The sequence below is a fragment of the Accumulibacter sp. genome (assembly GCF_036625275.1).
GTDB lineage: Bacteria > Pseudomonadota > Gammaproteobacteria > Burkholderiales > Rhodocyclaceae > Accumulibacter.
Window position 1 is genome coordinate 1 of the sequence record NZ_JAZKUD010000033.1, and the last position, 26,346, is coordinate 26,346.

The 26,346-nt window shown below is 65.2% G+C and carries 18 protein-coding genes and 2 pseudogenes; 11 read left to right on the top strand and 9 right to left on the bottom strand.

Annotated features, from left to right (window positions below; all coding sequences use genetic code 11):
• Window positions 1–1,012: 1,012 nt before the first annotated feature.
• Window positions 1,013–2,551: a YiiX/YebB-like N1pC/P60 family cysteine hydrolase gene (locus V5B39_RS11925; protein ID WP_332343115.1), complete on the bottom strand. Its 1,539-nt coding sequence runs from the start codon at window positions 2,549–2,551 to the stop codon at window positions 1,013–1,015.
• Window positions 2,552–2,730: 179 nt separating this feature from the next.
• On the opposite strand from V5B39_RS11925, the gene ilvA reads away from it, so the two are divergent.
• From ilvA to V5B39_RS11960, 7 genes are all read left to right on the top strand, one after another.
• A complete protein-coding gene (gene ilvA, locus V5B39_RS11930) occupies window positions 2,731–4,242 on the top strand; it encodes a threonine ammonia-lyase, biosynthetic (protein WP_332343116.1) in 1,512 nt (503 codons plus the stop codon).
• Window positions 4,243–4,266: 24 nt separating this feature from the next.
• Window positions 4,267–5,199 carry a cysteine synthase A gene (gene cysK, locus V5B39_RS11935; protein WP_332343117.1) on the top strand — a complete coding sequence of 311 codons (933 nt, stop codon included), beginning with the start codon at window positions 4,267–4,269 and terminating at the stop codon, window positions 5,197–5,199.
• Window positions 5,200–5,215: 16 nt separating this feature from the next.
• Window positions 5,216–6,382: a MalY/PatB family protein gene (locus V5B39_RS11940; protein ID WP_434735689.1), complete on the top strand. Its 1,167-nt coding sequence runs from the start codon at window positions 5,216–5,218 to the stop codon at window positions 6,380–6,382.
• A 358-nt stretch (window positions 6,383–6,740) separates the two neighbouring features.
• A complete protein-coding gene (locus V5B39_RS11945) occupies window positions 6,741–8,015 on the top strand; it encodes a hypothetical protein (protein ID WP_332343119.1) in 1,275 nt (424 codons plus the stop codon).
• Between the two features lie 114 nt (window positions 8,016–8,129).
• Window positions 8,130–8,771 (top strand): hypothetical protein, encoded by a 642-nt coding sequence (locus tag V5B39_RS11950; RefSeq protein ID WP_332343120.1) that lies wholly within the window; start codon window positions 8,130–8,132, stop codon window positions 8,769–8,771.
• A complete protein-coding gene (locus V5B39_RS11955; protein ID WP_332343121.1) occupies window positions 8,771–14,092 on the top strand; it encodes a KGGVGR-motif variant AAA ATPase in 5,322 nt (1,773 codons plus the stop codon). Before V5B39_RS11950 ends, V5B39_RS11955 begins: the two co-directional genes overlap by 1 nt.
• A gap of 451 nt (window positions 14,093–14,543) precedes the next feature.
• Window positions 14,544–15,128: a molybdopterin-dependent oxidoreductase gene (locus V5B39_RS11960; protein ID WP_332343122.1), complete on the top strand. Its 585-nt coding sequence runs from the start codon at window positions 14,544–14,546 to the stop codon at window positions 15,126–15,128.
• Between the two features lie 37 nt (window positions 15,129–15,165).
• Here the strand turns inward: V5B39_RS11960 and V5B39_RS11965 are convergent, their stop codons facing one another.
• The 8 genes and pseudogenes from V5B39_RS11965 to V5B39_RS12000 all read right to left on the bottom strand — a co-directional run bounded on the left by V5B39_RS11965 (window position 15,166) and on the right by V5B39_RS12000 (window position 21,818).
• Window positions 15,166–15,483: a hypothetical protein gene (locus tag V5B39_RS11965; protein WP_332343123.1), complete on the bottom strand. Its 318-nt coding sequence runs from the start codon at window positions 15,481–15,483 to the stop codon at window positions 15,166–15,168.
• Window positions 15,484–15,923: 440 nt separating this feature from the next.
• A complete protein-coding gene (locus V5B39_RS11970; protein ID WP_332343124.1) occupies window positions 15,924–16,850 on the bottom strand; it encodes a ketopantoate reductase family protein in 927 nt (308 codons plus the stop codon).
• Between the two features lie 81 nt (window positions 16,851–16,931).
• On the bottom strand, window positions 16,932–17,960 hold the full coding sequence (locus V5B39_RS11975; RefSeq protein ID WP_332343125.1) for a zinc-dependent alcohol dehydrogenase family protein: 1,029 nt from the start codon (window positions 17,958–17,960) through the stop codon (window positions 16,932–16,934).
• A 218-nt stretch (window positions 17,961–18,178) separates the two neighbouring features.
• Window positions 18,179–18,499, bottom strand: coding sequence for a DUF2442 domain-containing protein (locus tag V5B39_RS11980; protein WP_332343126.1), 321 nt, complete (start codon window positions 18,497–18,499; stop codon window positions 18,179–18,181).
• A complete protein-coding gene (locus V5B39_RS11985) occupies window positions 18,454–18,714 on the bottom strand; it encodes a DUF4160 domain-containing protein (RefSeq protein WP_332343127.1) in 261 nt (86 codons plus the stop codon). The genes V5B39_RS11980 and V5B39_RS11985 overlap by 46 nt, the downstream gene beginning before the upstream one ends.
• Window positions 18,715–18,768: 54 nt before the next feature.
• Window positions 18,769–19,167 (bottom strand): transposase, encoded by a 399-nt coding sequence (locus tag V5B39_RS11990; RefSeq protein WP_332343143.1) that lies wholly within the window; start codon window positions 19,165–19,167, stop codon window positions 18,769–18,771.
• Window positions 19,115–19,264 (bottom strand): annotated as a pseudogene (locus tag V5B39_RS11995) (IS5/IS1182 family transposase); the annotation flags it as partial. The gene V5B39_RS11990 and the pseudogene V5B39_RS11995, both read right to left, overlap by 53 nt.
• Before the next feature lie 451 nt (window positions 19,265–19,715).
• Window positions 19,716–21,818 (bottom strand): molybdopterin-containing oxidoreductase family protein, encoded by a 2,103-nt coding sequence (locus V5B39_RS12000; RefSeq protein WP_332343128.1) that lies wholly within the window; start codon window positions 21,816–21,818, stop codon window positions 19,716–19,718.
• Window positions 21,819–22,503: 685 nt separating this feature from the next.
• On the opposite strand from V5B39_RS12000, the pseudogene V5B39_RS22190 reads away from it, so the two are divergent.
• From V5B39_RS22190 to tsaD, 4 genes and pseudogenes are all read left to right on the top strand, one after another.
• Window positions 22,504–22,707: pseudogene (locus V5B39_RS22190) on the top strand (Ig-like domain-containing protein); the annotation flags it as partial.
• Window positions 22,708–22,771: 64 nt separating this feature from the next.
• Window positions 22,772–24,319 carry an Ig-like domain-containing protein gene (locus tag V5B39_RS12005; RefSeq protein ID WP_332343129.1) on the top strand — a complete coding sequence of 516 codons (1,548 nt, stop codon included), beginning with the start codon at window positions 22,772–22,774 and terminating at the stop codon, window positions 24,317–24,319.
• Window positions 24,320–24,445: 126 nt separating this feature from the next.
• Window positions 24,446–25,015 carry a hypothetical protein gene (locus V5B39_RS12010; RefSeq protein ID WP_332343130.1) on the top strand — a complete coding sequence of 190 codons (570 nt, stop codon included), beginning with the start codon at window positions 24,446–24,448 and terminating at the stop codon, window positions 25,013–25,015.
• Between the two features lie 166 nt (window positions 25,016–25,181).
• Window positions 25,182–26,201, top strand: a complete 1,020-nt coding sequence (gene tsaD / locus V5B39_RS12015; protein ID WP_332343144.1) for a tRNA (adenosine(37)-N6)-threonylcarbamoyltransferase complex transferase subunit TsaD — start codon at window positions 25,182–25,184, stop codon at window positions 26,199–26,201.
• The last annotated feature ends 145 nt before the right edge of the window (window positions 26,202–26,346 follow it).

Below are 26,346 nucleotides of genomic sequence, written 5' to 3' on the forward strand. Positions count from 1 at the left end.
TCCGGTGGTAACAGCTTCGCTACCACCCGATCCTTCATCACTTGTCCGTATCTTGCCATTTCCTCACCTCGTTATTGCCCCCGGTTTCAGATCCTATCGAGGCGACAACTAGTCTGACACAGGGGGGTGTGACCCCCACTTCCGCCTATATCACAAGAACTACGGCAACAAGAAATGTTGCTAAGCCAATGCCGAAGAATAGGAGCAAGTCGGATAGCTGACTTCCCGCAAGAAAGTAGTCGGCCTCCGAGACCTCTACCATGCCGGATAAGTCAGGCCTCCACTTAACCCTACAACCACCCTCCAGAAATTCAAACGTGTAATTCGTTTGAGAAGCGTTTGAAGGGCTGGAGTAACTGAAGTAGAAATTTTCTCCCCATCTGCGAATAGCCCATAAGTCGAATTCTTCAGTCGTGGGCATGCGGCCATAATGAGCGGCATGGTGGTTTACGAAAGCAGATGCTTCCTCAACTAATGCAGTGTTATGAAGACGGTGCATGATTGGAGGAGACTCTGTATTGAGCGCGATATACGTCCCGAAAAGGAAAGACAATAGGCTTGGGACAAGCAATAGTGCCGAAAATAGCCCGCGCAACACCATGATGAGCGCTAACGAATGAAAGGGACTTCCCCGTGCCGAGCGGAGCGCGTGGCGAAAGCCTCGCGCGAAGCGGCAACGAAGTGCCAAGATGGGGTTTGCCAACTCATCTCAATGCCCAGGAGGGGAAATCCTGGAAATCGTAACGCTTGGAATTGATCTTGCCAAGAAACTTTCGTCTTGACGCCCCGTTGCCCTGAACAGGCTCTGAAAATATTCCGCGAAGTCCTCACCGAGATTGCCCGTGTGCGCTACTAGCGGCCTAAAGCGCCACGGCCTTCGCAGCCCCGCGTACCCAAAAAAACCCATCAACAAATGGCGGATCGATAAAGCCAAACGAATCGCACAGGCTGAATTCAACAGCACTGGGGGCCGACCGACCCTCTCCGTCACCCGGCCGGCCGTGTCAGCCACCTATTCGGTACGCCTGGTTTGCAGGCGCGCCAGCCGTTCCGGCCTGATCAGCCGTTCCATCTGTCGGCGTGGCTCCGGCATTTCCTCGCCGTCGTGATAGAGCAGCACCACCGCCAGTGGCCCGTCGCCGATGGCGCGCCGTGCGATGTCGTCCGGACTGACGGTGGTTTTCCCGAGGATGCGCGAGGTCGGCCACTGCAGATCGCCATAAGCCAGATAGACGAGCTTCGAGCAGAAAATCCGGTGTGTCGTCTCGGCGTCGAAATTGAAATCGTAGGCCTTGCCCACCTGGCGCAGCGTGTGCAGGACGATTTCCGCCTGCCGCGCCGTATGGCTTGCCTCGCCCGTTTCGTGCCGCAGCAGCGCGAGATCGTCCACATTCAGGAAATGCGCCAGCGAATTCATCTCGACGCCCGAGCGTAGCGCCTCGACGACGCCCCGCCCGGCGCGGATCGCGGCGTGGTGCGGGCGCACGACAGGATGCTCCCAGATGCCCAATGCACGCAGCTCCGCCGCGCTGCCGATCCAGATCGCCGCGTGGCCCCAGTGACCGGGGATGAAAACGTCGGTCAGCCGGAACGGCGTCTTCTCGACCAGGATGTCGCCGGCGCGCAGCGTGCCGGCGACATGGCTGGCGATCTCCTGCCGCCCGTACAGCTTGCCACGGCGCGTTTCGACGAGGCCGACGGCGTTGCCGAAGAGCAGGCTGGTCAGGTTGGTGCCCTCGTTCTTCAGCGAAAACAGACCGTCGATGGTCAGCGTGCCGAGCAGCGCGAACGGCTTGCCGATATCGCGCAACAGGTTCGCCTGGCGCACGAGATGCAAGGACGGGCTCTGCGCAATCGAACGGGAAAGATATTCGTAGTGCTCGAACGGCGTCGGCGAGAGCGTGGCACCATGCCGCGTCCACCACTCCAGCGCGTTGCGTGTGCGCCCCCGGTTATCCACCGAGCCGTAGTTCATTGCGATGCGGTTCAGCGTACCGGCGTCGATATTGAAGCCGGCGTCAGCGCGGTTGAAGTGCTGGCGGAATTCGTGATCCTGGCGGTAGGGGGCGATCGCCAGCAGGTAGTTGTCGTAGAGGAGCAGTGCAGCCGACAGCGACATCGCGACGCCGGTGGCGCGCAGCGCGATCTCCTCGTGGTCGTCGGGGAGCGCGGCATAAACCCAGCACTCGTGCGCCTCGGCGATGCGCAGCAGCGCGCTGCGTTGCGCCAGCAAGCGCGCGGCGCCTTCGTTGAGGCGCTTCAGGTCGTGGCCGCTGAGCGGCTGCCGGGCATCGGTCTTCGCCTTCAGCTCGCGATACAGCCGGATCGCACCGGCACGCATGGCCAGCGCCTCCTCGGAAAGGCGCACATACTCGACCAGCTCCGCCGCCATCGCCGCGTGCCGCACCCCCCTGTCGGCGTCGCCGTGATGCGTGCGCAGATGCGCTTCGCAGACTTGCGCATCGTAAGTCACCGGTGGCGCCATCTCGTCGGCCGAGGTGCCCCCGGCCAGACCGAGTGCGAAGACCGCCAGGGCGATCAGTCGTTTCATGGTTCCCTCCCGCAGGTCGAGGAGGTGATTATGCCGGGGAGGAGGGCGGATGTCATTTTCCGTGCCGCCGGGGGGGCGATTGAACTTTCAATCACACCCGACATCAATGGTTTGCCCATCAAACACCGTTTCTGCTGCTAGAATCGGGCGCTTGACCCAAGGATCTCTTGTCTGCTGCCATGCCCACGGATTATCTCGAAAGAATTCTCAACGCGCAGGTCTACGACGTCGCGATTGAAACCCCCCTGGACCTCGCACCCAGCCTGTCGGCGCGGCTGGGCAACCGAATCCTGTTGAAGCGCGAAGACCTGCAGCCGGTTTTTTCCTTCAAATTGCGCGGTGCTTACAACAAGATCGCCCATCTCTCGGCCGAGCGACTGAAGCGCGGCGTGATCTGCGCCTCTGCCGGCAACCATGCCCAGGGGGTGGCGCTGGCGGCAGCCAGGCTGGGCTGCCGGGCGGTGATCGTGATGCCGACGACGACGCCGCAGATCAAGATACAGGCGGTGCAGGCGAGAGGTGCGGAAGTCGTGCTCGCCGGTGAGGGCTATGATGACGCCTACACCCACGCTCTGGAACTCGAGAAAAGCGAGAAGCTGAGCTTCGTGCACCCTTTCGACGACCCCGAAGTGATTGCCGGGCAGGGCACGATCGGCATGGAGATCCTGCGCCAGCATGCCAAGCCGATCCATGCCGTATTCTGCTGCGTCGGTGGTGGGGGTCTGATTTCCGGGGTCGCCGCCTACATCAAGCGGGTCCGGCCGGAGACCCGGATCATCGGGGTCGAAGCCGTCGACGCCGATGCCATGACGCGCTCGCTGAAAGCCGGCCAGCGCGTCCGACTTGATCACGTCGGTCTGTTCGCCGATGGTGCGGCGGTCAAGTATGTCGGCGAGGAAACCTTCCGCCTCTGTCAGAGCTACGTCGATGAAATGGTGCTGGTGGATACCGACGCGATTTGCGCGGCGATCAAGGACGTTTTCGAAGACACCCGAGCCGTGCTCGAGCCGGCCGGCGCACTGGCCGTGGCCGGTGCCAAGGCCTATGCCAAGGCGCACAGACTGAAGGACAGGACGCTGATCGCAATCGCATCCGGCGCCAACATGAACTTCGACCGCCTGCGTTTTGTCGCCGAGCGGGCCGAGATCGGCGAGCAGCGCGAAGCCGTCTTTGCCGTGACCTTGCCGGAGAGGCCTGGCGCCTACAAGCGCTTCGTTGCGCTGATCGGCGCCCGCAACATCACCGAGTTCAACTACCGTTACAACGACCAGCGTGATGCGCATGTCTTTGTCGGCATCCAGGTCGCATCGCGCGCCGAATCGGTGCGGCTGCTCGAACATCTGCGCAAGCACGACTATCCGACGCTCGACCTGACCGATGACGAAATGGCCAAGGGTCACATCCGTCATCTGGTGGGCGGGCACTCGCCACAAATCGAGCACGAGATCCTCTATCGTTTCGAGTTTCCCGAGCGCCCTGGCGCGCTGATGAACTTTCTCAACCGCATGAGCGCCGGCTGGAACATCAGCCTTTTCCATTATCGCAACCACGGCGCCGACTACGGTCGCGTGCTGGTCGGCATGCAGGTGCCGCCGAGCGAGATGGGCGACTTCGAGGATTTTCTGGCGAAACTCGGCTACGCGTACTGGAACGAAAGCAATAACCCGGCGTACAAACTGTTTCTTGCCTAGTCATCTTTCAGAGGAGATTTCGCCATGCCCATTGCCAACAATGTCACCGACCTGATCGGCAACACGCCACTGGTCAGACTCAACCGTCTCGGTGCCGGAATTGACGGCACCGTCGTCGTCAAACTCGAGTTCTACAGTCCCGCGCACAGCGTCAAGGACCGTATCGCTGCAGCGATGATCGATGCCGCGCAGGCCGCCGGCAAGATCAGCGCGGAAACCATCGTTCTCGAACCGACTTCCGGGAATACCGGCATCGGCCTGGCGATGGTCTGTGCGGCGCGCGGCATCCGGTGTTGCTTCGTGATGCCGGAAACCATGAGCCGCGAACGCCGCCTGTTGCTCAAAGCCTATGGTGCCGAACTGGTACTGACCCCCGGGCCCGATGGCATGGCTGGCGCGATCCGCCGCGCCGAGGAACTCGCTGCCGCCGATGCCCGTTATTTCATCCCGCAGCAATTCGAGAACCCGGCCAATCCGGCGATCCACCGCGCGACGACGGCGGAAGAGATCTGGCGAGATACCGACGGGCAGGTCGACATCTTCGTCTCCGGCGTCGGCACCGGTGGCACCATTACCGGCGTCGGCGAAGTGCTCAAGGCCAGAAGACCCGGCGTGCAGGTCATCGCTGTCGAACCCGACGCGTCGCCGGTGCTCTCGGGCGGGGTCAAGGGACCGCATCCGATTCAGGGGATCGGCGCCGGTTTCGTCCCCAAGGTCCTGAACACTGCGATCTACGACGAAGTGCTGCGCGTCAAGGCCGACGACGCTTTTGACATCGCTCGCCGGATGGCGCGCGAAGAAGGGCTGCTGGTGGGAATTTCCTCGGGCGCGGCCGTCTGGGCCGCCCTCGAAGTCGCGCGGCGGCCGGAAAATGCCGGCAAGCTGAGTGTGGTGATCATTCCCTCGTTCGGCGAACGCTACCTGTCGACCGCACTCTACGCTCACCTCGAAGTCTGAAGTCCCGACTCTGGGCCTGCCGGTGAACGGTTTCGACTTTACCCATGTCATCGACCGCCGCGGCGGTGATTCGCTCAAGTGGAACAAATACGCCGGTCGCGACGTGCTGCCGCTATGGGTTGCGGACATGGATTTCGCCGCGCCGCCGGCGATCGTCGCGGCCATCGAGAAGCGCGTCGCGCAAGGCTGTTTCGGCTACGCCGTGCCATCGCCGGCACTCTACGACGCCGTTCTCGGGCACCTGTGGCGCGCCTACGGCTGGCGGGTCGAGGCCGACTGGCTGGTGTGCTTGCCCGGTCTGGTCTGCGGCCTCAACGTCGCCTGCCGGAGCGTCGACGGCGATGTCCTGACGGCGACGCCCGTCTATCCTCCCTTTCTCTCTGCACCACGCTTGTCCGGCCGGCGGCTGGCGAGCGCCGCGCTGTATCAGAGCGATGGCCGCTGGAGCTGGGATTTTGCGGCGCTGGAAGCCGCGCTGACGCCCAGCAGCCGCCTGTTGCTGCTTTGCCATCCGCACAACCCGGTTGGCCGGGCCTGGGAACGTGCGGAACTCGAAGCCATCGCCGCATTCTGCCAACGCCACGACCTGCTCGTCTGCTCCGATGAAATCCACTGCGGCCTGATCCTCGACGAGTACCGGCAGCATCTGCCGCTGGCGATGCTCGATGCCGACCTGGCCAATCGCAGCATCACCCTGATGGCGCCGTCGAAAACCTACAACATTCCGGGCCTGGGCGCTGCTTTTGCGGTGATTCCCGATGCCACCTTGCGCCGGCGCTTCATCGCTGCCGCGCGCGGCATCGTACCGGACGTCAATGTCCTCGGTCTGGCGGCGACCGAAGCGGCATACCGCGACTGCGAGGACTGGCGCAGCGCCCTGCTGCAGGCGCTACGCAGCAATCGCGATCGTGTCGAAGCTGCCCTGGCCGGCATGCCCGGCCTGGCCGTGAGCCATGTCGAAGCAACCTACCTGGCGTGGATCGACGCGCGCGGTCTCGGGGTCGACGACCCCGCCGCATTTTTCGAGGCCGCAGGCGTCGGTCTGTCGAGTGGCGTCGATTTCGGTCTGCCGGGTTGGGTCCGGCTCAATTTCGGTTGTCCGCAGGCGACACTCGATGCTGCGCTCGAACGGATGCGGATTGCCTGCAGCGAGAACCGTGCGGCTTCGACTACCGGAATTTGACAGGTGTTGATGCCGGTGCCCGAAGGATAGGAAATCCACCCCCCCACGGTGAGAACATGAGCGCCCACCAAGCGGCGTCAATCTCCAGATTTGTTCCAGGAGTCTCGCGAAAAGTCCTCTGGATTCGGTCTGCCCAGTGCCCGTCGTCACCTGCCGGGGGCAATCCGCTCCGGCAGGTGACGACGGGCACGCATCCTCTCGCTTTTTCGCTTCGACTCATCCAGTCCGACAGGCGGTTAGTCATATTTGGAGTAGCATCTTATTTCGCCGGCCGAGAAGTTGCTCTGGGCATGATCGGGTCGCGCGCATTGGCAAGGAGTGGGTCGTCACGGCTGGAAAAAGGCATCGGAACGAGGGCATGCAACGCGTCGTCAGCGCAATCAACAGCGGTCACTTCGAGGACGCACTGATCCGACTGTGGGTCATGGCGATCGCCACGGTCGACGACGAGCAGCAGGCGAGCCGTTGGCAGCAAGCGCTTCCATCGGAGAATCCTGCGCAGGTCGAAACATTTCTCGGGCGACAGATCGACGGGGCTGCGCTCAGCCTGGAAACTGCCAACGACCATCCGCTTGCCCTGCTCGCCGCGCTCGACCGTCACTTGCACGAGTACTCCAGGGATGGGTACCGGGGCGTGCCAACGCTGGACATCGGCGGTGTCACCTACGCGCTGGTTCGCCGCGGCTTTGCCCGTCAGACGTCGGCGAGCATTCAGTCGCCGAACATCGGTGCCTGGTGCCGCTATCATTCGGTCATCCCGCAGACACTGCCGGTTGGCGCCAGTCACTTCACCGTCCACATCGTCCCGCTCCGGTTCGTCCCCTCGGCATTCCGGCAACACGTTTCCTGCCGTCTCAGCCATTTCCATGACGAAGTTATCCTGCAGATCGAGGAATCCCCTGCCAGCCCCTCGTTCCGCGCCATCGGTCTGAGTGACGCGACGTGCCGGCGAGAACGGCTGCTGCAGGAGCTGAATACGTGTCGCTCGGACGCGATCGGGTTTTGGGTCGCTCCCGAACTGACCGTTCCCCCGCTCTTGCAGGAAGAAGTCGGCCGACTTCTCGCCAGTAACCCCGCCCGGCAGTTGCTGCTCGCAGTTCCCGGCAGCTTTCACGAGTGCGCGGATGGCCAGTGGCGTAACAGCGCGCGCGTATTCACCGGCAACGGCACGCCGCAGCCGAGCCACGCCAAGCTGACGCAATTCTCGTATGGCAGAAACGGGCAAGGCGATTACCCGCGCGTCGAGGGGATCGTCGCCAGCCGGCGAATCACCGTCTTTCTGACGCCGCTCGGGTTGGTCGGCGTCGCCATCTGCAAGGACTTCAGCGACGCCTCGGCGCCCGAAGTCGAAGCGGTGTGGAACCTGATCGCCCCCGATTGGCTGTTGGTTCCGAGCTACGGCGACGAGGCGCACACGCTGAAGCGGCACCGCGAGCGCGCGCGAGAACACGACTCTCGGCGTGGCATCCGTTCGCTGATCGCCAATCAGGAACCGAGTTTCGCAAATCAGCATGGGCAACGCGTGTGTGACGCTTCGGCACCCGGCTTTCTCCGCGCTGACGGAGGCGAACAGGCGGTCGCGAGTGGAGGCAGCACCCTGCAGGTGAAGAATCCGCTGTTCCCGAGCTGTTGAGCGCCGCTCGCGAAATCTGGATTGGCGCACGCGGGCCAAAGTGAACTAAACTAGTTAAAAACATGCCGCATCCAGTTTAGTCAACTTTAGCGAAATTCCCTGCCCAGACAACCGATGCCGCCAATCGACCTCAACGCCGTCAACCCGCTGCGCAGCGCCGACGCCGACGATCCCGAAGCGCTGTTCGACGCCGTGCAGGCCATGCCACAGTGGACCGAGCGCAGTCTGCACTGGGTCGACGCGATCGCCACCGAGTGGGTCAGCGACGCACTGGCGGCGCCGGCCAACCGCGAAGGCTGGGCCGAGCTGCACAGCCTGCTCGAACGCGTGCAGCTGATTCAGCCGCTCGCCGCGCAGAGCGAAACGCTGCGGCCGACGGTCGAAGCTTTCTACTACCGCTGGGACGCGCTCGCCGACCTGCTCGCCGCGCGCGCGCACCGGCACGACCGGCACGATCCGGCGCAGATCGAAAGCCGCGCGCACATGCCGCAACTCAGGGACGCCCTACGCGCCGCCGCACCGCAGCCTTTGCCTGTCGGCGAACTGCCGCAACGCCTCGCTCTCAGCCGGTCGCGAGTCAGCCAGCTGCTGTCGCTGGCCGAAGCCGCCGGGCTGGTGGTACGCGGGCGCGAAAACGGCCAGCGCGTCGTCCGCACGGCCGGCCAGTGGACCAACGCAGAGCCAAAGAGGGCTGCCGCCGAACAATCGTTTAAGCGGTCGCGCCGTGGCGCCTCGCTTCTCGGTCCCTGTCCCTGATGGCGCTCACCGTCACCTTCTACAGCTACAAGGGCGGCGTCGGGCGTACCGTCCTGGCGGCGAACATCGCCGTCCTGCTCGCGCGGCACGGCAAGACCCTGCTCTGCGACTTCGACCTCGAAGCGCCCGGACTGCACCGCATCGCCGATCTGTCGACCAGCCGCGAAAACCGCGGCGGCCTTTTCGAATGGCTGCTCGACTGGCAGGAAAAACGCCACTTCGACCCGCCAAGCGCGCGTGACCTCGACGCGCTCGCTCGCTGCGCCTTGCCGGCCGAGAAGCAGGACCGCCTGTTCCTGTTGCCGGCGCACGCCACCCATGCCAACCCGGCGCAGCTTTACCAGGCGGTCGACTGGTCGCGCTTCCTGGTCGACGACCCCGACCTTGGCCTGGCCATGCTGCGCGCGCTGCTCGGCCACCTGTGCACGGCGCACGACTTCCGTTACCTGATCCTCGATGCACGCACCGGCATCACCGACGTCGGCGGCTTTCTCGCCGCGCTGCTGCCCGACGTCACCGTCCTTGTCGGCAACTACGGCGCGCAGAACACCGGCGGCCTGAAAGGCGTCTGGGAAGGACTGCGCGCGCACGCCGACGACTCGCGCCGGCGGCAGAAAGCGCAGGAAGTTGGCACCGTAACGGGCGAACTGCCGGCATTGCGCCCGCTGGAAATCCGCCTCGTCGCCTCGCCGATCCCCGACGAAGGGCCGGAAATCAAGCGCCAGTTGCGCGCGATCTGGGAGCGCGAGTTCGACCTCGCCGCCGGCAGCCTGATCGAAATCCCCGAGCGCAGCGACCTGCGGCGCAGCGAAGCGATCCTGGCGATCGGCGAGACCGATTCGCCGGTGGTTCATCAGTACCGCGCGTTGTGCCGCGAGCTTTTGCACATCGAGGAGGCGATCGCGCGCGACAACGCCGCCGAAGCACTTGCCGCCGAGCAGCGGCCCGAGCACTACCGGCGCCTCAACCCCGCCGACCCGCGCGCGCGTCCGGGCCAGGGCAAGCGCTTCGAGGAGCGCGTCGCCGACCTGCTGCGCCTGCTCGGCTACCGCGTCGAACCCGAACAGACGCTCGACGGCAACCGCGTCGACCTCATCGCGACGCTCCGCCAGGGTCTGGACGAAACCACCTATCTGGTCGAATGCAAGGACCGACGCGATGCGGTCGGTACCGCCGTCGTCGACACGCTCGCCAGTTGGCTGAGCCGCGAAAAGGCGCGCGCGCTGCAGGCGCGCGGAATGATCGTCGGTCGCCGCTTCAGTCCACAGGCGATCGAGGCAGCCAAAGCCGCCGGCATCCGCGCTTTCACTCCCGAGGATCTCGAGCGCGCGCTGATCGACTTTGCCCCCTACCTCAACCGGCTGCTCGCCGACTTCGCCCACAGCACGCTCGCCCGCTACTACGTTGCGCAGCAGGTGCAGGCCGAAGGCCACGAAACGCCACTGCCGCTGCTCGACTACGCGGTCGCCTGGGCGAACGGCGAGCGCAGCCGGCTGTGGGTGCTGCTCGGCGACTACGGCACCGGCAAGACCGCCTTCACCCGCCGTTTCGCCTACGAGCTGGCGCAGCAGGCGCTCGGCGGCGGCAGCGAGACAGCGGTCGTGCCGCTGCTGATCAACCTGCGCGACTTTCCGAACAAGACCAGCCTCGGCGACATCCTGCACGAGCACTGGCACCGATCGACCGGCGAGCGGCGCGACCCGGCGATCTTCCTTCACCTGCTGGCGCGCGGCCGCGTGCTGCTGCTTTTCGACAGCTTCGACGAAATGGGGATCAGCCAGGCGCACCGCAATGTCGTCGAACAATTCCGCATGCTCGCGCAGCCGACCGGCAGCGCCGGCGACGGTGCGCGCGGCAACCGCGTGCTCGTCACCTGCCGCGAGCAGTTCTTCCGCGAGCACGGCGAAGCGTTACAGGCGATGCGCGGCGAAAGCGACCGGCTGGCGGCGCTCGAACAGGCGGCGCGCGGCTTCGACGGCACGATCGACGTGCTGCCGCGGTTTACCGACACGCAGATCCAGGAGTACCTGCAGAGCCGGCTCGGCGCGCGCGAAAGCGAGCGCGCCTGGCGGGCGATCGAGTGCATCTACCATCTGCGCGGGCTCGCCGACCGGCCGCAACTGCTCGAAATGATCATCGACTCACTGCCCGAGCTGTTGCGCTCCGGGCAGACGGTCAGCGCCGGCGCCCTCTACCTGCGCTACACCAACCGCTGGCTCGAGGACCCGGCAATCCGCCCGGCCGACCGGCAATGCAGCAGCGAGCAGTTGCGCGCGGTGCTCGAAACGCTGGCGGTCGAACTGTGGCGGCGTGAAGGCCAGCGCATCCACCACGCCGACCTCTACGCGCTGATCAGCATGCGTGGCGAATTGCGCGGCGGGCACGATGCGGTCGTCCTCGACGTCGAACTGCGTACCGCCGCTTTCCTCTCGCGCACGCCCGACGGCTACTACGGCTTCTCGCACCGCAGCTTTCTCGAATTTTTCTACGCGCGCGCCTTGCTGCAGTCGCTGCACGCCGGTGCCGACGAAACCGCAGCCGCGCAAGCGCTGGCGGCGCAGCTCGCCGGGCCGCTGCCGAGCCGCGAACTCGCCGGCTTCATCGCCGACCTGCTCGCTGCAGCGCCACCGCCGGGCGGCATAGACTACGCGCGGCGTTGCGTCGCGCGCCTGCTCGCCGACTCCGCTCAACCAGCGCGCGCGCGGCGCAACGCCTACCTGCTCGCCTACTGGATCGCCGGCCACCGTCTTGCGTCGGGCGGGGCGCTGGCCAAGGAACTCGACGCCTGGTTGCCGCAGGCACCCGCGCGCCTCGAACTCGCCGGCTGCCGCGGCGACGGTCTGGCGCTGCCGGGCGCACGCCTTGCCGGCGCCGACCTGAGCCACAGCGTTTGGGACGACGGCGACCTCAGCGGCGCCGACCTCAGTGGCGTTGACGCCGGCGCTGCGAGTTTCCGCCGTTGCCGGCTGGCGCAGGCGACTCTCGCCGACGCCGAACTCGCCGACGCCCGCTTCGACGCTGCCGACCTCGCCGGCGCCCGGCTGGTGAATGCGCACGCCGTCGGCTCGAGCTGGCGCAACGCCCGGCTGACCGGCGCTGACCTCACCGGCGCCGACCTGACGAACGCCGATTTGCGCGCCGCACGCCTCGCCGCGAGTCGCGGTCAGCCGCGACTCGCCGGCGCGCTGCTCGAAGGCGCGACGGCGCCGGGCGCCGAACACCCCGATCTGCCGCTCCCACCCACCCACCCCGCGGCGCGTCTGCAGACGACGATCGCTCTCGGTCACACCGATTCCATTAACAGCGTCGCCTGGTCGCCCGACGGCCGCCGCCTGCTCTCCGGCGGCGATGACGGCTCGCTGCGCGTCTGGGAGGCCGAGAGCGGTGCGCTGCTCGCGACCCTCGAAGGGCATCAAAGCGAGGTGATGAGCGTCGCCTGGTCGCCCGACGGTCGCCGCCTGCTCTCCGGCGGCGCCGATGTTATGTTGAACGGCTCGCTGCGCGTCTGGGACGCCGAGAGCGGCGCGCTGCTCGCCACCCTCGAAGGGCATCAGGGCGGGGTGACGAGCGTCGCCTGGTCGCCCGATGGCCGCCGCCTGCTCTCCGGCGGCGATGACCGCTTGCTGCGCGTTTGGGACGCCGAGAGCGGCGCGCTGCTCACTACCCTCGAAGGGCATGAGGGCGGGGTGACGAGCGTCGCCTGGTCGCCCGACGGCCGCCGCCTGCTCTCCGGCGACGATGACGGATCGCTGCGCGTCCGGGACGCCGAGAGCGGCGCGCTGCTCGCCACCCTCGAAGGGCATCAGGGCGGGGTGTGGGGCGGGGTGACGAGCGTCACCTGGTCGCCCGACGGCCACCGCTTGCTCTCCAGCGGGGGTGACCGCTCGCTGCGCGTTTGGGACGCCGAGAGCGGCGCACTGCTCGCGACCCTCGCCGGGCATCAGGCCTGGGTGACGAGCGTCGCCTGGTCGCCCGACGGCCGCCGCCTGCTCTCCGGCGGCGAGGACGGCTGGCTGCGCGTCTGGGACGCCGAGAGCGGCGCGCTGCTCGCCACCCTCGAAGGGCATCGGAACTGCGTGACGAGCGTCGCCTGGTCGCCCGACGGCCGCCGCCTGCTCTCCGGCGGCGATGACGGCTCGCTGCGCGTTTGGGACGCCGAGAGCAGCGCGCTGCTCGCCACCCTTGAAGGGCATCAGGGCGGGGTGTGGAGCGTCGCCTGGTCGCCCGACGGTCGCCGCCTGCTCTCCGGCGGCGCCGATGTTATGTTCAACGGCTCGCTGCGCGTCTGGGACGCCGAGAGCGGCGCGCTGCTCGCCACCCTCGAAGGGCATCAGGGCAGGGTGAGGAGCGTCGCCTGGTCGCCCGACGGCCGCCGCCTGCTCTCCGGCGACGAGGACGGCTCGCTGCGCGTCTGGGGCGCCGAGAGTGGCGCGCTGCTCGCCACCCTCGAAGGGCATCAGTACGGGGTGATGAGCGTTGCCTGGTCGCCCGACGGCCGCCGCCTGCTCTCCGGCGGCGCCGATGTTATGTTGAACGGCTCGCCGCGCGTCTGGGACGCCGAGAGCGGCGCGCTGCTCGCCACCCTCGAAGGGCATCAGGGCGGGGTGACGAGCGTCGCCTGGTCGCCCGACGGCCGCCGCCTGCTCTCCGGTGGTGCCGATGTTATGTTGAACGGCTTGCTGCGTGTCTGGGGCGCCGAGAGCGGCGTGCTGCTCGCCACCCTCGAAGGGCATCAGGGCGGGGTAACGAGCGTCGCCTGGTCGCCCGACGGCCGCCGCCTGCTCTCCGGCGGTGGTGACCGCTTGCTGCGCGTCTGGGACGCCGAGAGCGGCGCGCTGCTCGCCACCCTCGAAGGGCATCAGGGTAGGGTGAGGAGCGTCGCCTGGTCGCCCGACGGCCGCCGCCTGCTCTCCGGCGGCGATGACGGCTCGCTACGCGTCTGGGACGCCGAGAGCGGCGCGCTGCTCGCCACCCTCACCGGGCATCAGGCCAGGGTGATGAGCGTCGCCTGGTCGCCCGACGGCCGCCGCCTGCTCTCCGGCGGCGATGACGGCTCGCTGCGCGTCTGGGACGCGGCGAGCGGCCGCCCGCTGCGCTGGTATTGGGCCGACGGCGAGCGCTGGTTCTCGCTCGACCTCGCCGGGATCGACCCGGCTGGCGCGCCATTCGCCGCAATCAGTCGGCCGCGTCTGCGTGGCCGCGGGCCGCTGCCGCTCGCTTTCGTCGAAGTCGTCGACCAGGAGCATCCGATGCCGCCGCCGCCGTGGATCCCTCGCTACTGGCGCGCCGACGACCTGCCCGAACTCTGGCTCGCCACCTAGCAGCCACCGGGCTTGATGAGTCGAAGCGAAATCAGTGGGAGGCGAGGACAGATTTTTACGAGTCGCCAGATCGACTCCCTGTGGCTGCTGCGGTCACTGGACGATTGGTTGAACCAGAATCCCGCGGCCCGCTTCATCGTGGAGGGGGTGACCCACTTGACCTGTCGAAGCTGACGCGACGATACGCGGGGTGGGATCAAAGGCATACCCTCCGTCGACCCTGCTGGCGATTCTGGTCGATGGCGACAGCACGAGGGGCTCGATAGGGAAAAGCGAGGAGAAACCCGTCGAAAAAGCCGGAACATCGACGAAATCCGGCTTTTGCATTCCGGATGGTGAAACTTGGCGGATTTTCAGGGCTCAAGTCCGACAGGCCGCCAGAAAATGTATATCAGCAGTTAAGTCTGCTCGTCGTGCAGCTCATCTTTGTTTGACGCCTTGGGAGCGGTTCATGAACAAACGCGATTTCCTTTCAGCAAGCGCCATGATGGGTTTGCTGTCCGCCGGATTGGCCCGCACCGCCAACGCGGCCGTATCCAGTCCGGTTCTGCTGACGGTCAGCGGCGAGATACACCGGAGTAACCGGGGTCCGTTCGATCCGGCGTTCGATCAGATGATGGCCAAACACGGCATTCGGTTCGTCAAGGCCTTCACCTTCGACGCGCCCGCTCTGCAGCGCCTGCCCGCGGTGTCGATCAGGCCGACCCTGGAGTACGACGGACGGGTTCATGCGCTGTCCGGCCCGCTGCTCGAAACCGTGCTCGAGGCCGCCGGGGCGGGAACCAATGGTGCCGTGCTGCTCGGTCTGCGCGCTGTCGACGGATACCAGGCGGTGGTGAGTCGGGCAGATGCAGGCAGCTACCGGATGATGGTTGCCACTCACCTCGACGGCCAGCCGCTGGCCCTCGGCGGACTGGGGCCACAGTGGGCGGTGTTCGACGCCGATACCATCGCCCCTTTCTGGGACAAGCCGCTGCAGGAGCGTTTCGCGCTGTGTCCCTGGGGCCTGTACCACATCGATGTCAGGCGCGCGTAGACCCTGCCGGTGGACCGATTGCACGCCGGGGAATCGGTCACCGGAGAGTACGGTTTGCAACAGGCGGGTGAAGCGGATCGTCAAAGCCTTCTGGCCGCCCCGGACGATCGCTCGATGGCGGGATGCAGATCTTGCCGAACCGAGCGCCGCTTTTCAGGTACGCCAGCGCTTCCTTGAGCGCCGGAAATTCGGAAACCCGGTCGACGATCACCGGCACGCGGTGTTGCTCAGATGCCCACAGCATTGCCTCGAAGCGGTCGCGATGGCCGACGGAGATGCCCTGCAGCCGTAGCTGCCGGGTGATGACCGGGCCGCGCGGCGTCGCCAGGGAGGAGCCCGGGAGCACGCCGATCATCGGGTCGACGACCCCGCCGCCTTTTTCGGGGCCGCAGGCGTCGTTCTGTCGAGTGGCGTCGATTGCGGTCTGCCGGGTGGGGTCCGGCTCGATTTCGGTTGTCCGCAGGCGACATTCGACGCTGCGCCCGAACGGATGCGGCTTGCCTGCAGCGAGAACCGTGGCCTGGCTCCGATTACCAAACGGTCATGACTTTGCAAGATACCCCCGATGATGAAAGTCATGACCGTTTCCCTCTCCCCCGACCCCTTCCACGGCCCGCGCTGCATCGCGGGCCGGCTGCGGCGGCGCGGAGCAGTGCTCCGCGAAACCCCGCCTTCGCCCCCGCGAGGGGGGAGGGGAGATTCGAGAGTCGCTCACGACTTCCATAGTAAACCTGATGGGCGTGCAGCAGGAGCCCGCTGGCTGTGTGCGATCGACGCCTTGATCCTTCCCAGGCATCAACGACGGACGGCAGACTCCGATTCCCGGATTTCCATCTGGCTGAAAGCCAGTGCCAGTATCGGCGAGTCCAGTCCCTTTGCCAACGATTTGTCCAGCAGATCGCCGAGCACGTGGCGGTGCTCGGTGCGCAATCCCGCCTGCAGATCACGAAGCATCGAGGAGGTCAGTGCCGAACCGCGCTGGGTGAGTATTTTCAAGGCCGCGTCGCGGGCTACCGGCGCCATGTCGATGCCGCAGGTCGTGGCCACCGCCAGACATTCCGCGTACAGTTGCCGAATCAGCGATTCGCCGTTGGCAGTGGCCATGATCTGACCGACGCTGCCCCGCATCAGGGTGGTGATACCGGCCAGGGTGGCAATGAAGACCCATTTCTCCCAGAGGCTCAGGACGATGTCCGGGGACAGGCGGGCGTTGAATTTTGCGGTCTGGCACAGTTCGACGAAGCGGGCGGCAATGGCCTGGGTGTCCGCCGTTCGGCCGCCAACGGTCAGGGAATGGATCGGGGCGAGTTGTCGTACCGCACCGTCCGCTTCCAGCATGGCCGCCACTTGGGCAACGCCGCCGAGGACGCGCTCGGCGCCAAAGCGACGGTCCAGCATGGGCATGTGCGAAAGACCATTGAGCAACGGCAGGATGAAGGTCGCAGGCGCGATGAAAGCGGCAACGGATTCAATCGCATCCTCGAGGTCGAAGGCTTTTGCGGTTAGCACAACGAGGTCGTAGTCGTCCGCTGGCTTATCCCGGGTGACGCATCTTGCTGGAACGACGAAATCGCCGTCAGGGCTGTACACCCGCAGGCCCTCGGATCGCAGACGTTCGGCGCGTGCCGGTCGCACCAGGAATGTCACGTCTGCGCCTGCTTCGACGAGCCGGGCTCCGAAATAGCCGCCGACGCCGCCAGCACCAAGAAACAAGATCTTCACGATGGCTCCTTCGATGTGGGACGCCACAACACAAAAAAGAGGGGAAATCCAGCCCACTGGCGGGAGAGTATATCGGTTCCCCTATCCACTGCGATCACCATGGCGGATGCAGATCTTGCCGAACTGTGCGCCGCTCTTCAGATACGCCAGCGCTTCCTTGAGCGCCGGAAATTCGAAAACCCGGTCGACGATCACCGGCACGCGGTGCTGCTCAAGCGCCCGCAGCATCGCCTCGAAACCGTCGCGATGGCCGACGGTGATGCCCTGCAGACGCACCTGCCGGGTGATGATCAGGCCGAGCGGTGTCGCCAGGGAGGAACCCGAGAGCACACCGATCATCGACAGGGTGCCGCCGGGACGAATGCAGCGCAGCGACTGTGGCAGGGTTTTCTCGCCGCCAAGCTCGACGATGTGGTCGAAGCCGCGACCATCGGTGAGCGCACGCGCCGGTTTCGACCATTCGGGAGTCGTCCGGTAGTTGATCGTCGCGTCGGCACCGAGCGCCTTGAGTCGCTCGATCTTCTCGTCGCTCGAAGAGATCACGGTGACCCGTGCGCCGGCGATCCTGGCAAACGCCAGCGCGAACAGCGCGACGCCGCCGGAGCCCTGGATCAGTACCTGTTCGCCGGGCTTGACCGCGCCGTGCGTGGCCAGAGCACTCCAGGCAGTCAGGGCCGCGCAGGGTAGCGTCGCGGCCTCGACGTCGCTGAGATAGGCGGGCACCTTGACCACGCCCTGCTCGGACAGGCACATGAACTCCGCCATGGTGCCATCGATCGGGCCACCGAGCGACCCGGTCATGCGGGAAAGATCCGGTTCGCCGGCGATCCAGCCCTGGAAAAAGGTCGGGCAGACGCGGTCGCCGACCGCCACCCGGGTGACTCCGGGGCCGACCGCAACGACCTCGCCGACGCCGTCGGAGAGCGGGATCAGCGGCAGTGTCCCGGTAAAGCTGCCATATCCGCGCTCGGGAACGACCAGGTCGCGGAAATTCAGCGACGAGGCGAGCATTCGCAGCAGGACCTGTCCCGCTCCTGGCTGGGGTTGCGGGCGATCGGCCAGTTTGAGGTTGGCCATCCCCCAATCATCCTGAATCTGAAAAACGCGCATTTTGTACCTCCAAGTATCCGGCGCCGTAGCACCAGGGTATGGCCTGCCCATTTCCATGGCCTCCACGACGTGTTTGTGTGGGAGGGGAGGAGGGCACTTCCGGGAGTTTGTCCGAGCAGCGTGGTGGCCGTCAATCCTTCCGGCCGACCTGCGGCTACCCCCGTTCGACTTCGACCAGGCAGTCGTAGAAGGTCGCTCCACCAACCTAAAAGGGCAACCTAAAAGGGGACAGACCACGATTTTCTGTCGGCCAGTTCCGCATGCAGCCAACTTGGATCGAGATCGGCACCATTGGGCCAGGTGAGGGCGCCGAGTTCAACCCGAACCTGGGTGAAGAAATCGGGGTCGCGCAACGGGCCGTAGATGCCCGGATTGCTCGATTTCTTGATCGATGAGCAATCGACGATTCCGTTGCGCCCATCCCGGAAGCGCACGGCCAACCGGTAATCAGGCAGCACCGTAACCGCTCGAATCCGCCAGGGCGCCGCGGGAATTACTCCAGCGGCTGTATCTTCTTGGTCGGTTGTCTTGTTTGGCATAAATTCCAGTCCTCCATGAGTTCCTGACGATGTTCGATGGCCCATTTGATCGTCAGGTTCAGCGCGCGCTTGGGCAGGTGGCCGACGATGACATCCAGTGTTCGGATGTCGATCTGCGCTTCGTACTCGCCGTAGAGCGCATGAAAGTGGGGCGGGGCATGTTCCCGCCAGAACATCTGGATGACGATCCCGAAGAACTGGCTGATGGTGGGCATGGCTTGCCTGCTTGAGCGTGGTGACTAGGGCGTGTCATCAATTAAGCCAAACGGTCATGACTTTTCCAGGCACCCCCGATCATGAAAGTCATGACCGTTCCCCTCTCCCCCCGGCCCCTTCCACGGCCCGCGCTGCATCGCGGGCCGGCTGCGGCGGCGCGGAGCAGTGCTCCGCGAAACCCCGCCTTCGCCCCCGCGAGGGGGGAGGGGAGATTCGTGAGTCGCTGACGCGACTTTCACAGTAACGACGGATGCCACCAGATGAATAGCACCGAGGAAGTTCCGCGCGGTTTTGTCGTAGCGGGTAGTGATGGCGCGATACTGCTTGAGTCGAGCGAAGAAGTTCTCGATCAGATGGCGCGCCTGGTACAGATGCTGGTCATAGAAACGTTGCGTCTTACCAAGGGATGCCGGTTTTATACCGATACAGCACCGCCTCCACGAACAGGCGATTGTTTTGAGCCATCACCCTAACGTGCCCCTTCCGTCCTGGTCGTAAATCCTTGATGCGGTCCCATGGGTCATCTCTCAGGGCATGCCGAGGGGTCATCCGTTCTCTTTCTCGACCCGGTTCGTCCGCCATTATCGCGGATCTGGTCATTGATGACACGCCCTAATTTTTCATTGTAACGGTCATGACTTTTTCAGGCACCCTTGATCATGAAAGTCATGACCGTTTCCCTCTCCCCCGACCCCTTCCACGGCCCGCGCTGCATCGCGGGCCGGCTGCGGCGGCGCGGAGCAGTGCTCCGCGAAACCCCGCCTTCGCCCCCGCGAGGGGGAGGGGAGATTCGTGAGTCGCTGACGCGACTTTCACATTAAAGATTCGCCGACGATCCAGCCCTGGAAAAAGGTCGGGCAGACGCGGTCGCCGATCACCAGGGTATGGCCTGCCCATTTCCATGGCCTCCACGATGTGTTTGTGTGGGAGGGGAGGAGGGCACTTCCGAGAGTTTGTCCGAGCAGCGTGGTGGCCGTCAATCCTTCCGGCCGCCCTGCGGCTACCCCCGTTCGACTTCGACCAGGCAGTCGTAGAAGGTCGCTCCACCGCCCATCTCGGTCAGTGCCTGGCTGGTGACCTCGTTGCAGTTGCGTCCGTCGGGCGAAAGTTTGCGCCACCAGATCGAGGTGGCCATGGCGACGCCCGGACGGATGCGGTCGCTGACGACGGCGCGGGCGCGGAATTCGCCACGGTGGTTATGGATGCGTAGCGGGCTGTCGTTGGCAATGCCGCGTGCCGCGGCGTCGACCGGATGGATGTGGAGGGCGGGCGATTTTTCCTGCGCCAGAAAGCGTGGCGAGTTGGCAAAGCTGGTGTTCAGGAAGTTGCGCGCCGGTGGCGTGATCAGCGCCAGCGGGAATTGTGCTGCCAGCGGACTGTTTCGCCATTCGTGCGGTTCGATGAAAGTCGGCAGAGGGTCGAGTCCTGCACCGGCGAGCATTTCGCTGAAAAACTCGCATTTCCCTGAAGGGGTCGGGAAACCGCCCTCTGCGAACGGCGCTTCGCCAGGTGGCAGATTGAGGCGGGCGTGACCTGCGGTTCTGAGCTTTTCCCACGACAGCCCGGCGAGGCGCGGATCGCTCCAGTCGAAAGCCTGGCGGCACAGGTCCTCGTCGCTGTCGGCGAAGCAGGCTTCGCTGAAACCCATTTGCCGGGCCAGACGGCGGAACAGTTCGGTGTTCGGCAGCGCTTCAGCGAGCGGTGCGATCGCCGGCTGGTTAACCTGCAGGTACAGATGCCCGTAAGACTTGTGGATGTCGAGCTGTTCCATGTGGCTGGTGGCCGGCAGCAGCAGGTCGGCGTAGTCGGCGGTATCGGTCTGGAAAAGGTCATGAACGACGGTGAACAGGTCGTCGCGAGCCAGGCCGCGTTCCACCTCGGCCGACTGCGGGGCCACTGCGAGCGGATTGCTGTTGTACACGAACAGCGCCTTGATCGGCGGTTGCGCGCGCAGCAGCGCGTGGCCGAGGGTGCTCATGTTGACCGTTCGCGGCGCCGGCGTCGGCATCAGGTCCGGTCGTTCGAGGGCCGCGGTGTCGACCGGATAATTGCCGGAGCTGGAGAGCAGCACGCCACCCGCTGCGTCCCGCCAGGCACCGGTCAGCGCCGGCAGGCAGGCGACGCTGCGCAGCGCCATGCCGCCGCCAGCGGTGCGGTTGATGCCGTAATTGGTCCGGATCGCTGCTGGCCGGGTGCTGCCGTAGGCGTGCGCGAGGTTTTCAATCTCCTGGGTGCCGATGCCGCAGATCGCCGCGACCCGCTCCGGCGGGTATTCCAGCACGCGTTGCTTGAGCGCGTCGAAGCCGAGCGTGTAGCGGGCGATGTAGTCGTGGTCGAGCAGATCGTCGCGAATCAGTACGTGCATCAATCCGAGCGCCAGCGCGCTGTCGGTTCCCGGCAGCAGCGCGAGGTGCTGGTCGCACTTGTCGGCGGTGGGGGTGCGGCAGGGATCGATGGCAATCAGGCGCGCGCCGCGCCGCTTCGCCTCCTGCGCCAGACGCCAGAAGTGCAGGTTGGAGACCACGCTGTTGGTTCCCCAGAGAATGATCAGGCGCGCGTCGACGACGTTTTCGGCGTCGAACCCGACGCTAGCACCGATGGTTGCCCGGTAACCCATCGCGCCGGCACTGGCGCAGATCGTCCGGTCGAGTTGCGAGGCGCCGAGACGGTGGAAGAAGCGGCGGTCCATCGAACCGTAACCGAGCATTCCCGAGTTGCCGGCATAGCTGTAGGGAACAATCGCCTCGGCGCCGTCTGTGGCCGTGATCTGGCGGAAGCGATCGGCAATCGTCGCCAGCGCCTCCTCCCAGGAGATGCGCTCGAATCTTGCTCCCGGACCCTTGGCGGCGATCCGGCGCGCCGGGTACAGCAGGCGCTCGGGGTGGTGGATGCGCTCGGGGTAGAAAGCGACCTTGGTACACAGCACGCCGGCCGTCGGCGGGTGATCGGCCGCACCGGCGACCTTGACGACGCGGCCATCGCTGACGGTGATGTCGAGCGCGCAGGTATCCGGGCAATCGTGCGGGCAGGCGCCGCGCACCGTGTGGGGGGCGGTCGGCGCAGAGGTCGGCGCAGAGGTTGACGCAGAAGCGGGGTGGGCCATGGGGTGTTTCCGTGCGGGTGTCGATGGCGAGAAGATAGCATACCGACTGGAGTAGAATGCTGCCCATGCGGGTTCTCGGCATCGAATCTTCCTGTGACGAAACGGGTATGGCGCTGTACAGCACCGACGCTGGCGGTGCCGGGGGAAAATTCTTGAGCGTGCACGGTCGCGGCCGACGGCCTGACCCTGGGACACCGCACTGCCCACCGTGGCGGTTGCCGGTCGCGGCCTCGTGGCGGCTGGCGCCTTGCCCGAGACCGCTTCCGTTCGCCACTCAGCAAGCGCTGGCTACTTGCCATTCGCTTGCCCAACTCTTCGCTCCAAGGGACGCTGCGCGATAAAGCTGCGCAGCGCCCCAGAGCTTTCGTTAGGTAGCACGAGGTCAGCCAGCAGCAGGTGGCCTACACGAATGCGCTGCAGGCCTTGGTCGACTACCCGACCGAACATTCGACGCACAGATCTGGCTCAACATCGACGCCGGCCGATGACGCCGAGCGTCATTTTTCGTAACCGGGTGTTCGCCGTAACGAGCCATGGCACCGGTGTACGGCTGCTCTTCCGGTGTCGAAAAATTTTACATGCGGCTGGACGCCACTCGTCAGAGAATCGATCAAGTCGTTGTTTTAAAGAACATGGAATGGTTATTGCTTATATGCCCTGGGGGCAATAATCAACGGAGAACGCCATGGCGGTGAACAACACACCTGTCGCCCGCAACGACACCTTCAACATCCGCCCGAACCAGGTGCTGAACGTGGCTGCGCCGGGATTGCTGGCCAACGACAGCGACGCCGACGGCGACCCGCTGAATGTCACCCTGGTCAATGTCACCGGTCTGCAGGGCACCCTGTCACCCTTCGCCGACGGTCACTTCAGCTTCACGCCGACGACCGGTTTCGCTGGCACCACCAGCTTCACGTACGCGATCGGCGACCGCTACGGCCACGATCAACGTGGTCAACAGCGCTCCGGTGGCCGGCAACGACCGCTACACGGTCCACACCAACCGGACGCTGAACATTGCTGCGCCGGGACTGCTGGCCAACGACAGCGACGCCGACGGCGACCCGCTGAACGTCACCCTGGTCAATATCACCGGCCTGAAAGGGACCCTGTCACCCTTCGTGGACGGTCACTTCGACTTCACACCGACGACCGGTTTCACCGGCACCACCAGCTTCACGTACACGATCGGCGACGGCTTCGGTGGCTCGGCGGTGGGGACGGTCACCATCGACGTCGTGAACAGTGCGCCGGTCGCCCGCAACGACAGCTACAGCATCCGCCCGAACCAGGCGCTGAACGTGGCCGTGCCGGGATTGCTGGCCAACGACAGCGACGCCGACGGCGACCCGCTGAATGTCACCCTGGTCAATGTCACCGGTCTGCAGGGCACCCTGTCACCCTTCGCCGACGGTCACTTCAGCTTCACGCCGACGACCGGTTTCGCTGGCACCACCAGCTTCACGTACACGATCGGCGACGGCCTGGGCGGTTCGGCGACCGCCACGGCCACGATCAACGTCGTGGCCAACAGCGTCCCGGTGGCCGGCAACGACAGCTACACGGTCTACGCCAACCGGACGCTGAACATTGCCGCGCCGGGATTGCTGGCCAACGACAGCGACGCCGACGGCGACCCGCTGAACGTCATCCTGGTCAATATCACCGGCCTGCAGGGCACCCTGTCACCGTTCGCCGACGGTCACTTCGACTTCACGCCGACAACCGGTTTCACCGGCACCACCAGCTTCACGTACACGATCGGCGACGGCTTTGGTGGCTCGGCGGTGGGGACGGTCAAGCTCAGCGTCGTGGCGACACCCACCAAGACTCTGAGCGTTGGCAACGCACCGGATCGTCAGTCGGGGGCGGGGGGGCAATGGGCTGCGGCCTGGACCAACAATGAAATCGTCTCGGCCATTACCCACAAGGCTGACCAGACCAATGCTGCGGAGAACTGGAGCACGGTCCGGTTGACCGGGCTTAGTCCGCAATCGCTTGCCGGTGGTGATGTTTATGCCGGCGATCTGGGAGTCAGCGGGCAGTCGGCAGCCACCAGCTCGGTGCGGCAGGAAATCGACGGGAAGGAAGCTCTCCGTTTTGATCTCGCCCAGAGCGCGACCGCTCTGACCGTCCATCTGTCTCGTCTGTTTACTCAGGACGATGGTAGCCCATTTGTCGAGAGTGGTCTCTTGCGGTTGCTCGACGCGGCTGGCAAGGTCGTGACGGAAACCAGCTTCCACGCCAGCGGCACCACCGGAACTATGGTGGTCACGCTGACATCGGACACGGCCTTCAGTGCCATCGAACTCAGTGCGGGCGTCTACGATGGCAGCAACTTCGTGTATGGCGGCTATGCCCAGGCCGATGGCAGCTTCGCATCGGCGGTGACCACGGACGCCTCGGGGAACAGGCATGGCAGTGACTTCATGGTCGACAAGATCGACTTTCAGGTGCCGCTTGTCGGTATTCCCCTTACCGAGGCGCTTGCCGGTTAGCGCGTACAAGGGGCGCGCTAACGGTGCCTCTGCTACCAATCGATATCATATAGCCATCTTCGATATAGCCATCGTCATGTCGGCGCAGTTCTTGCGCTGGCGTACATCAAAGGAACTGGAAATCACATGCAGCCACTCGCCATCTTTCGCCAATCCCGCAGCATGTTGCTCCTGGGCTGCGCATTGCTTGCCACCAACGTTTCTGCGGCGGTGCTCGTCGAGCATTTGCCGGCGACCATCGCTGTTGGCCAGCAGGCCGACAACAGCACTCCGCCCTATGTGGCGGACTTGACCCTGGGCCCGGCCTCGATAAACCGGATCTCCTGGTGGGGCTACTACGATGGGGGTTCCCCTGTCGACGACTCGTTCTCTGTCAGGCTCGAAGGCATCGCGCAAGGCGCCATACCAACGAGTGTCCTGGAAGGTGTTGTCGACGGCTTCGATCTGTACCGTTACGACCTGACCTTGCCCGCACCGTTTGCCTTTGCTGGCGGGGGGATGACTCTGGAACTCGAACTGATCAACGCCAGCGATGACGTCCAATGGTTCTGGCAGGGCATGAGTTCCTTAGATGGCATGCGTGCGGTCAGGGTGGAGGGCTCTGCGCCGGTGCCGGAGCCCGGTATTCCTGGATTGTTGGCGATTGCCTCGATGGCCCTGGTATTGTCTTCCAGGCGCAGGGCTGCAGGTAGGTGAAGGGAAGGTCGTGCAGGGCAACTGTACGGGGATGCTCGCCGGCCTCGTCGCCTACTGCCTTTTCCCCAAAAAACCCAAGCTTCCTTTGCGGGATTTCCGCCGGATCTCCGAAACTTCGCTTATCCCGAACTGACGTTAGCATACCGGCTGGAGTAGAATGCTGCCCATGCGGGTTCTCGGCATCGAATCTTCCTGTGACGAAACGGGTATGGCGCTGTACAGCACCGACGCTGGCGGTGCCTTGCTCGCGCACGCCCTGCACTCGCAGGTGTGCCTGCATGCCGACTTCGGCGGGGTGGTCCCCGAACTCGCGTCGCGCGATCATATCCAAAGACTCGTCCCGCTGCTGCGCCAGGTGCTGGCCGATAGCAACTGTTCTCTGGCCGAACTCGATGCCATCGCCTACACGCAGGGACCGGGCCTGGCGGGCGCCCTGCTGGTGGGTGCGGCGTTTGCCGAAGCGCTGGCGACCGCGCTCGGTGTGCCGACCGTGCCGGTGCATCACCTCGAAGGCCACCTGCTGTCGCCGTTGTTGTCGAGCAAGCCGCCGCGCTTTCCCTTTGTCGCCCTGCTCGTTTCGGGGGGTCACAGCCAGTTGATGCGGGTGACCGGCGTCGGCGCATACGAGTTGCTGGGCGAAACCCTCGATGACGCCGCCGGCGAAGCTTTCGACAAGACCGCCAAACTGCTCGGTCTCGGCTATCCAGGTGGCCCGGCGCTGGCCGCACTGGCGGATACCGGCCGGCCCGGGCAGGTGAAGCTGCCACGTCCGATGCTGCAATCCCCGGACCTCGATTTCAGCTTCAGCGGTCTGAAAACCGCCGTGCTGGTCAAGGTGCGCGAGTTGGCGACGATCAGCGATCAGCAGCGGGCGGACATTGCGCGCGGATTTCAGGACGCGATTGTCGAGGTTCTGGTCAGCAAGGCGCTGCGTGCGGTGAAAGTCTGCGGCCTGCAGCAACTGGTGGTGGCTGGTGGCGTCGGCGCCAACCGCGAACTGCGTCGCCAGCTCGATGCACACGCCCTGGCTGCAGGGGTTACCGTCTTCTACCCCGAGCTCGAGTTCTGTACCGACAACGGCGCGATGATCGCGCTGGCCGGGGCCTTGCGTCTCCAGGCCGGGGGAGCAGGCAAGCTGCCCGGCGCCTTTGCGGTGCGGCCGCGCTGGCCCTTGACGGGCGCCTAGCCGCTTGTCGGACTGGATGAGTCGAAGCGAAATGTGAAAGTCGCGTCAGCGACTCACGAATCTCCCCTCTCCCCTCGCGGGGGCGCAGGCGGGGTTTTGCGGAGCACTGCTCCGCGCCGCCGTAGCCGGCCCGCGATGCAGCGCG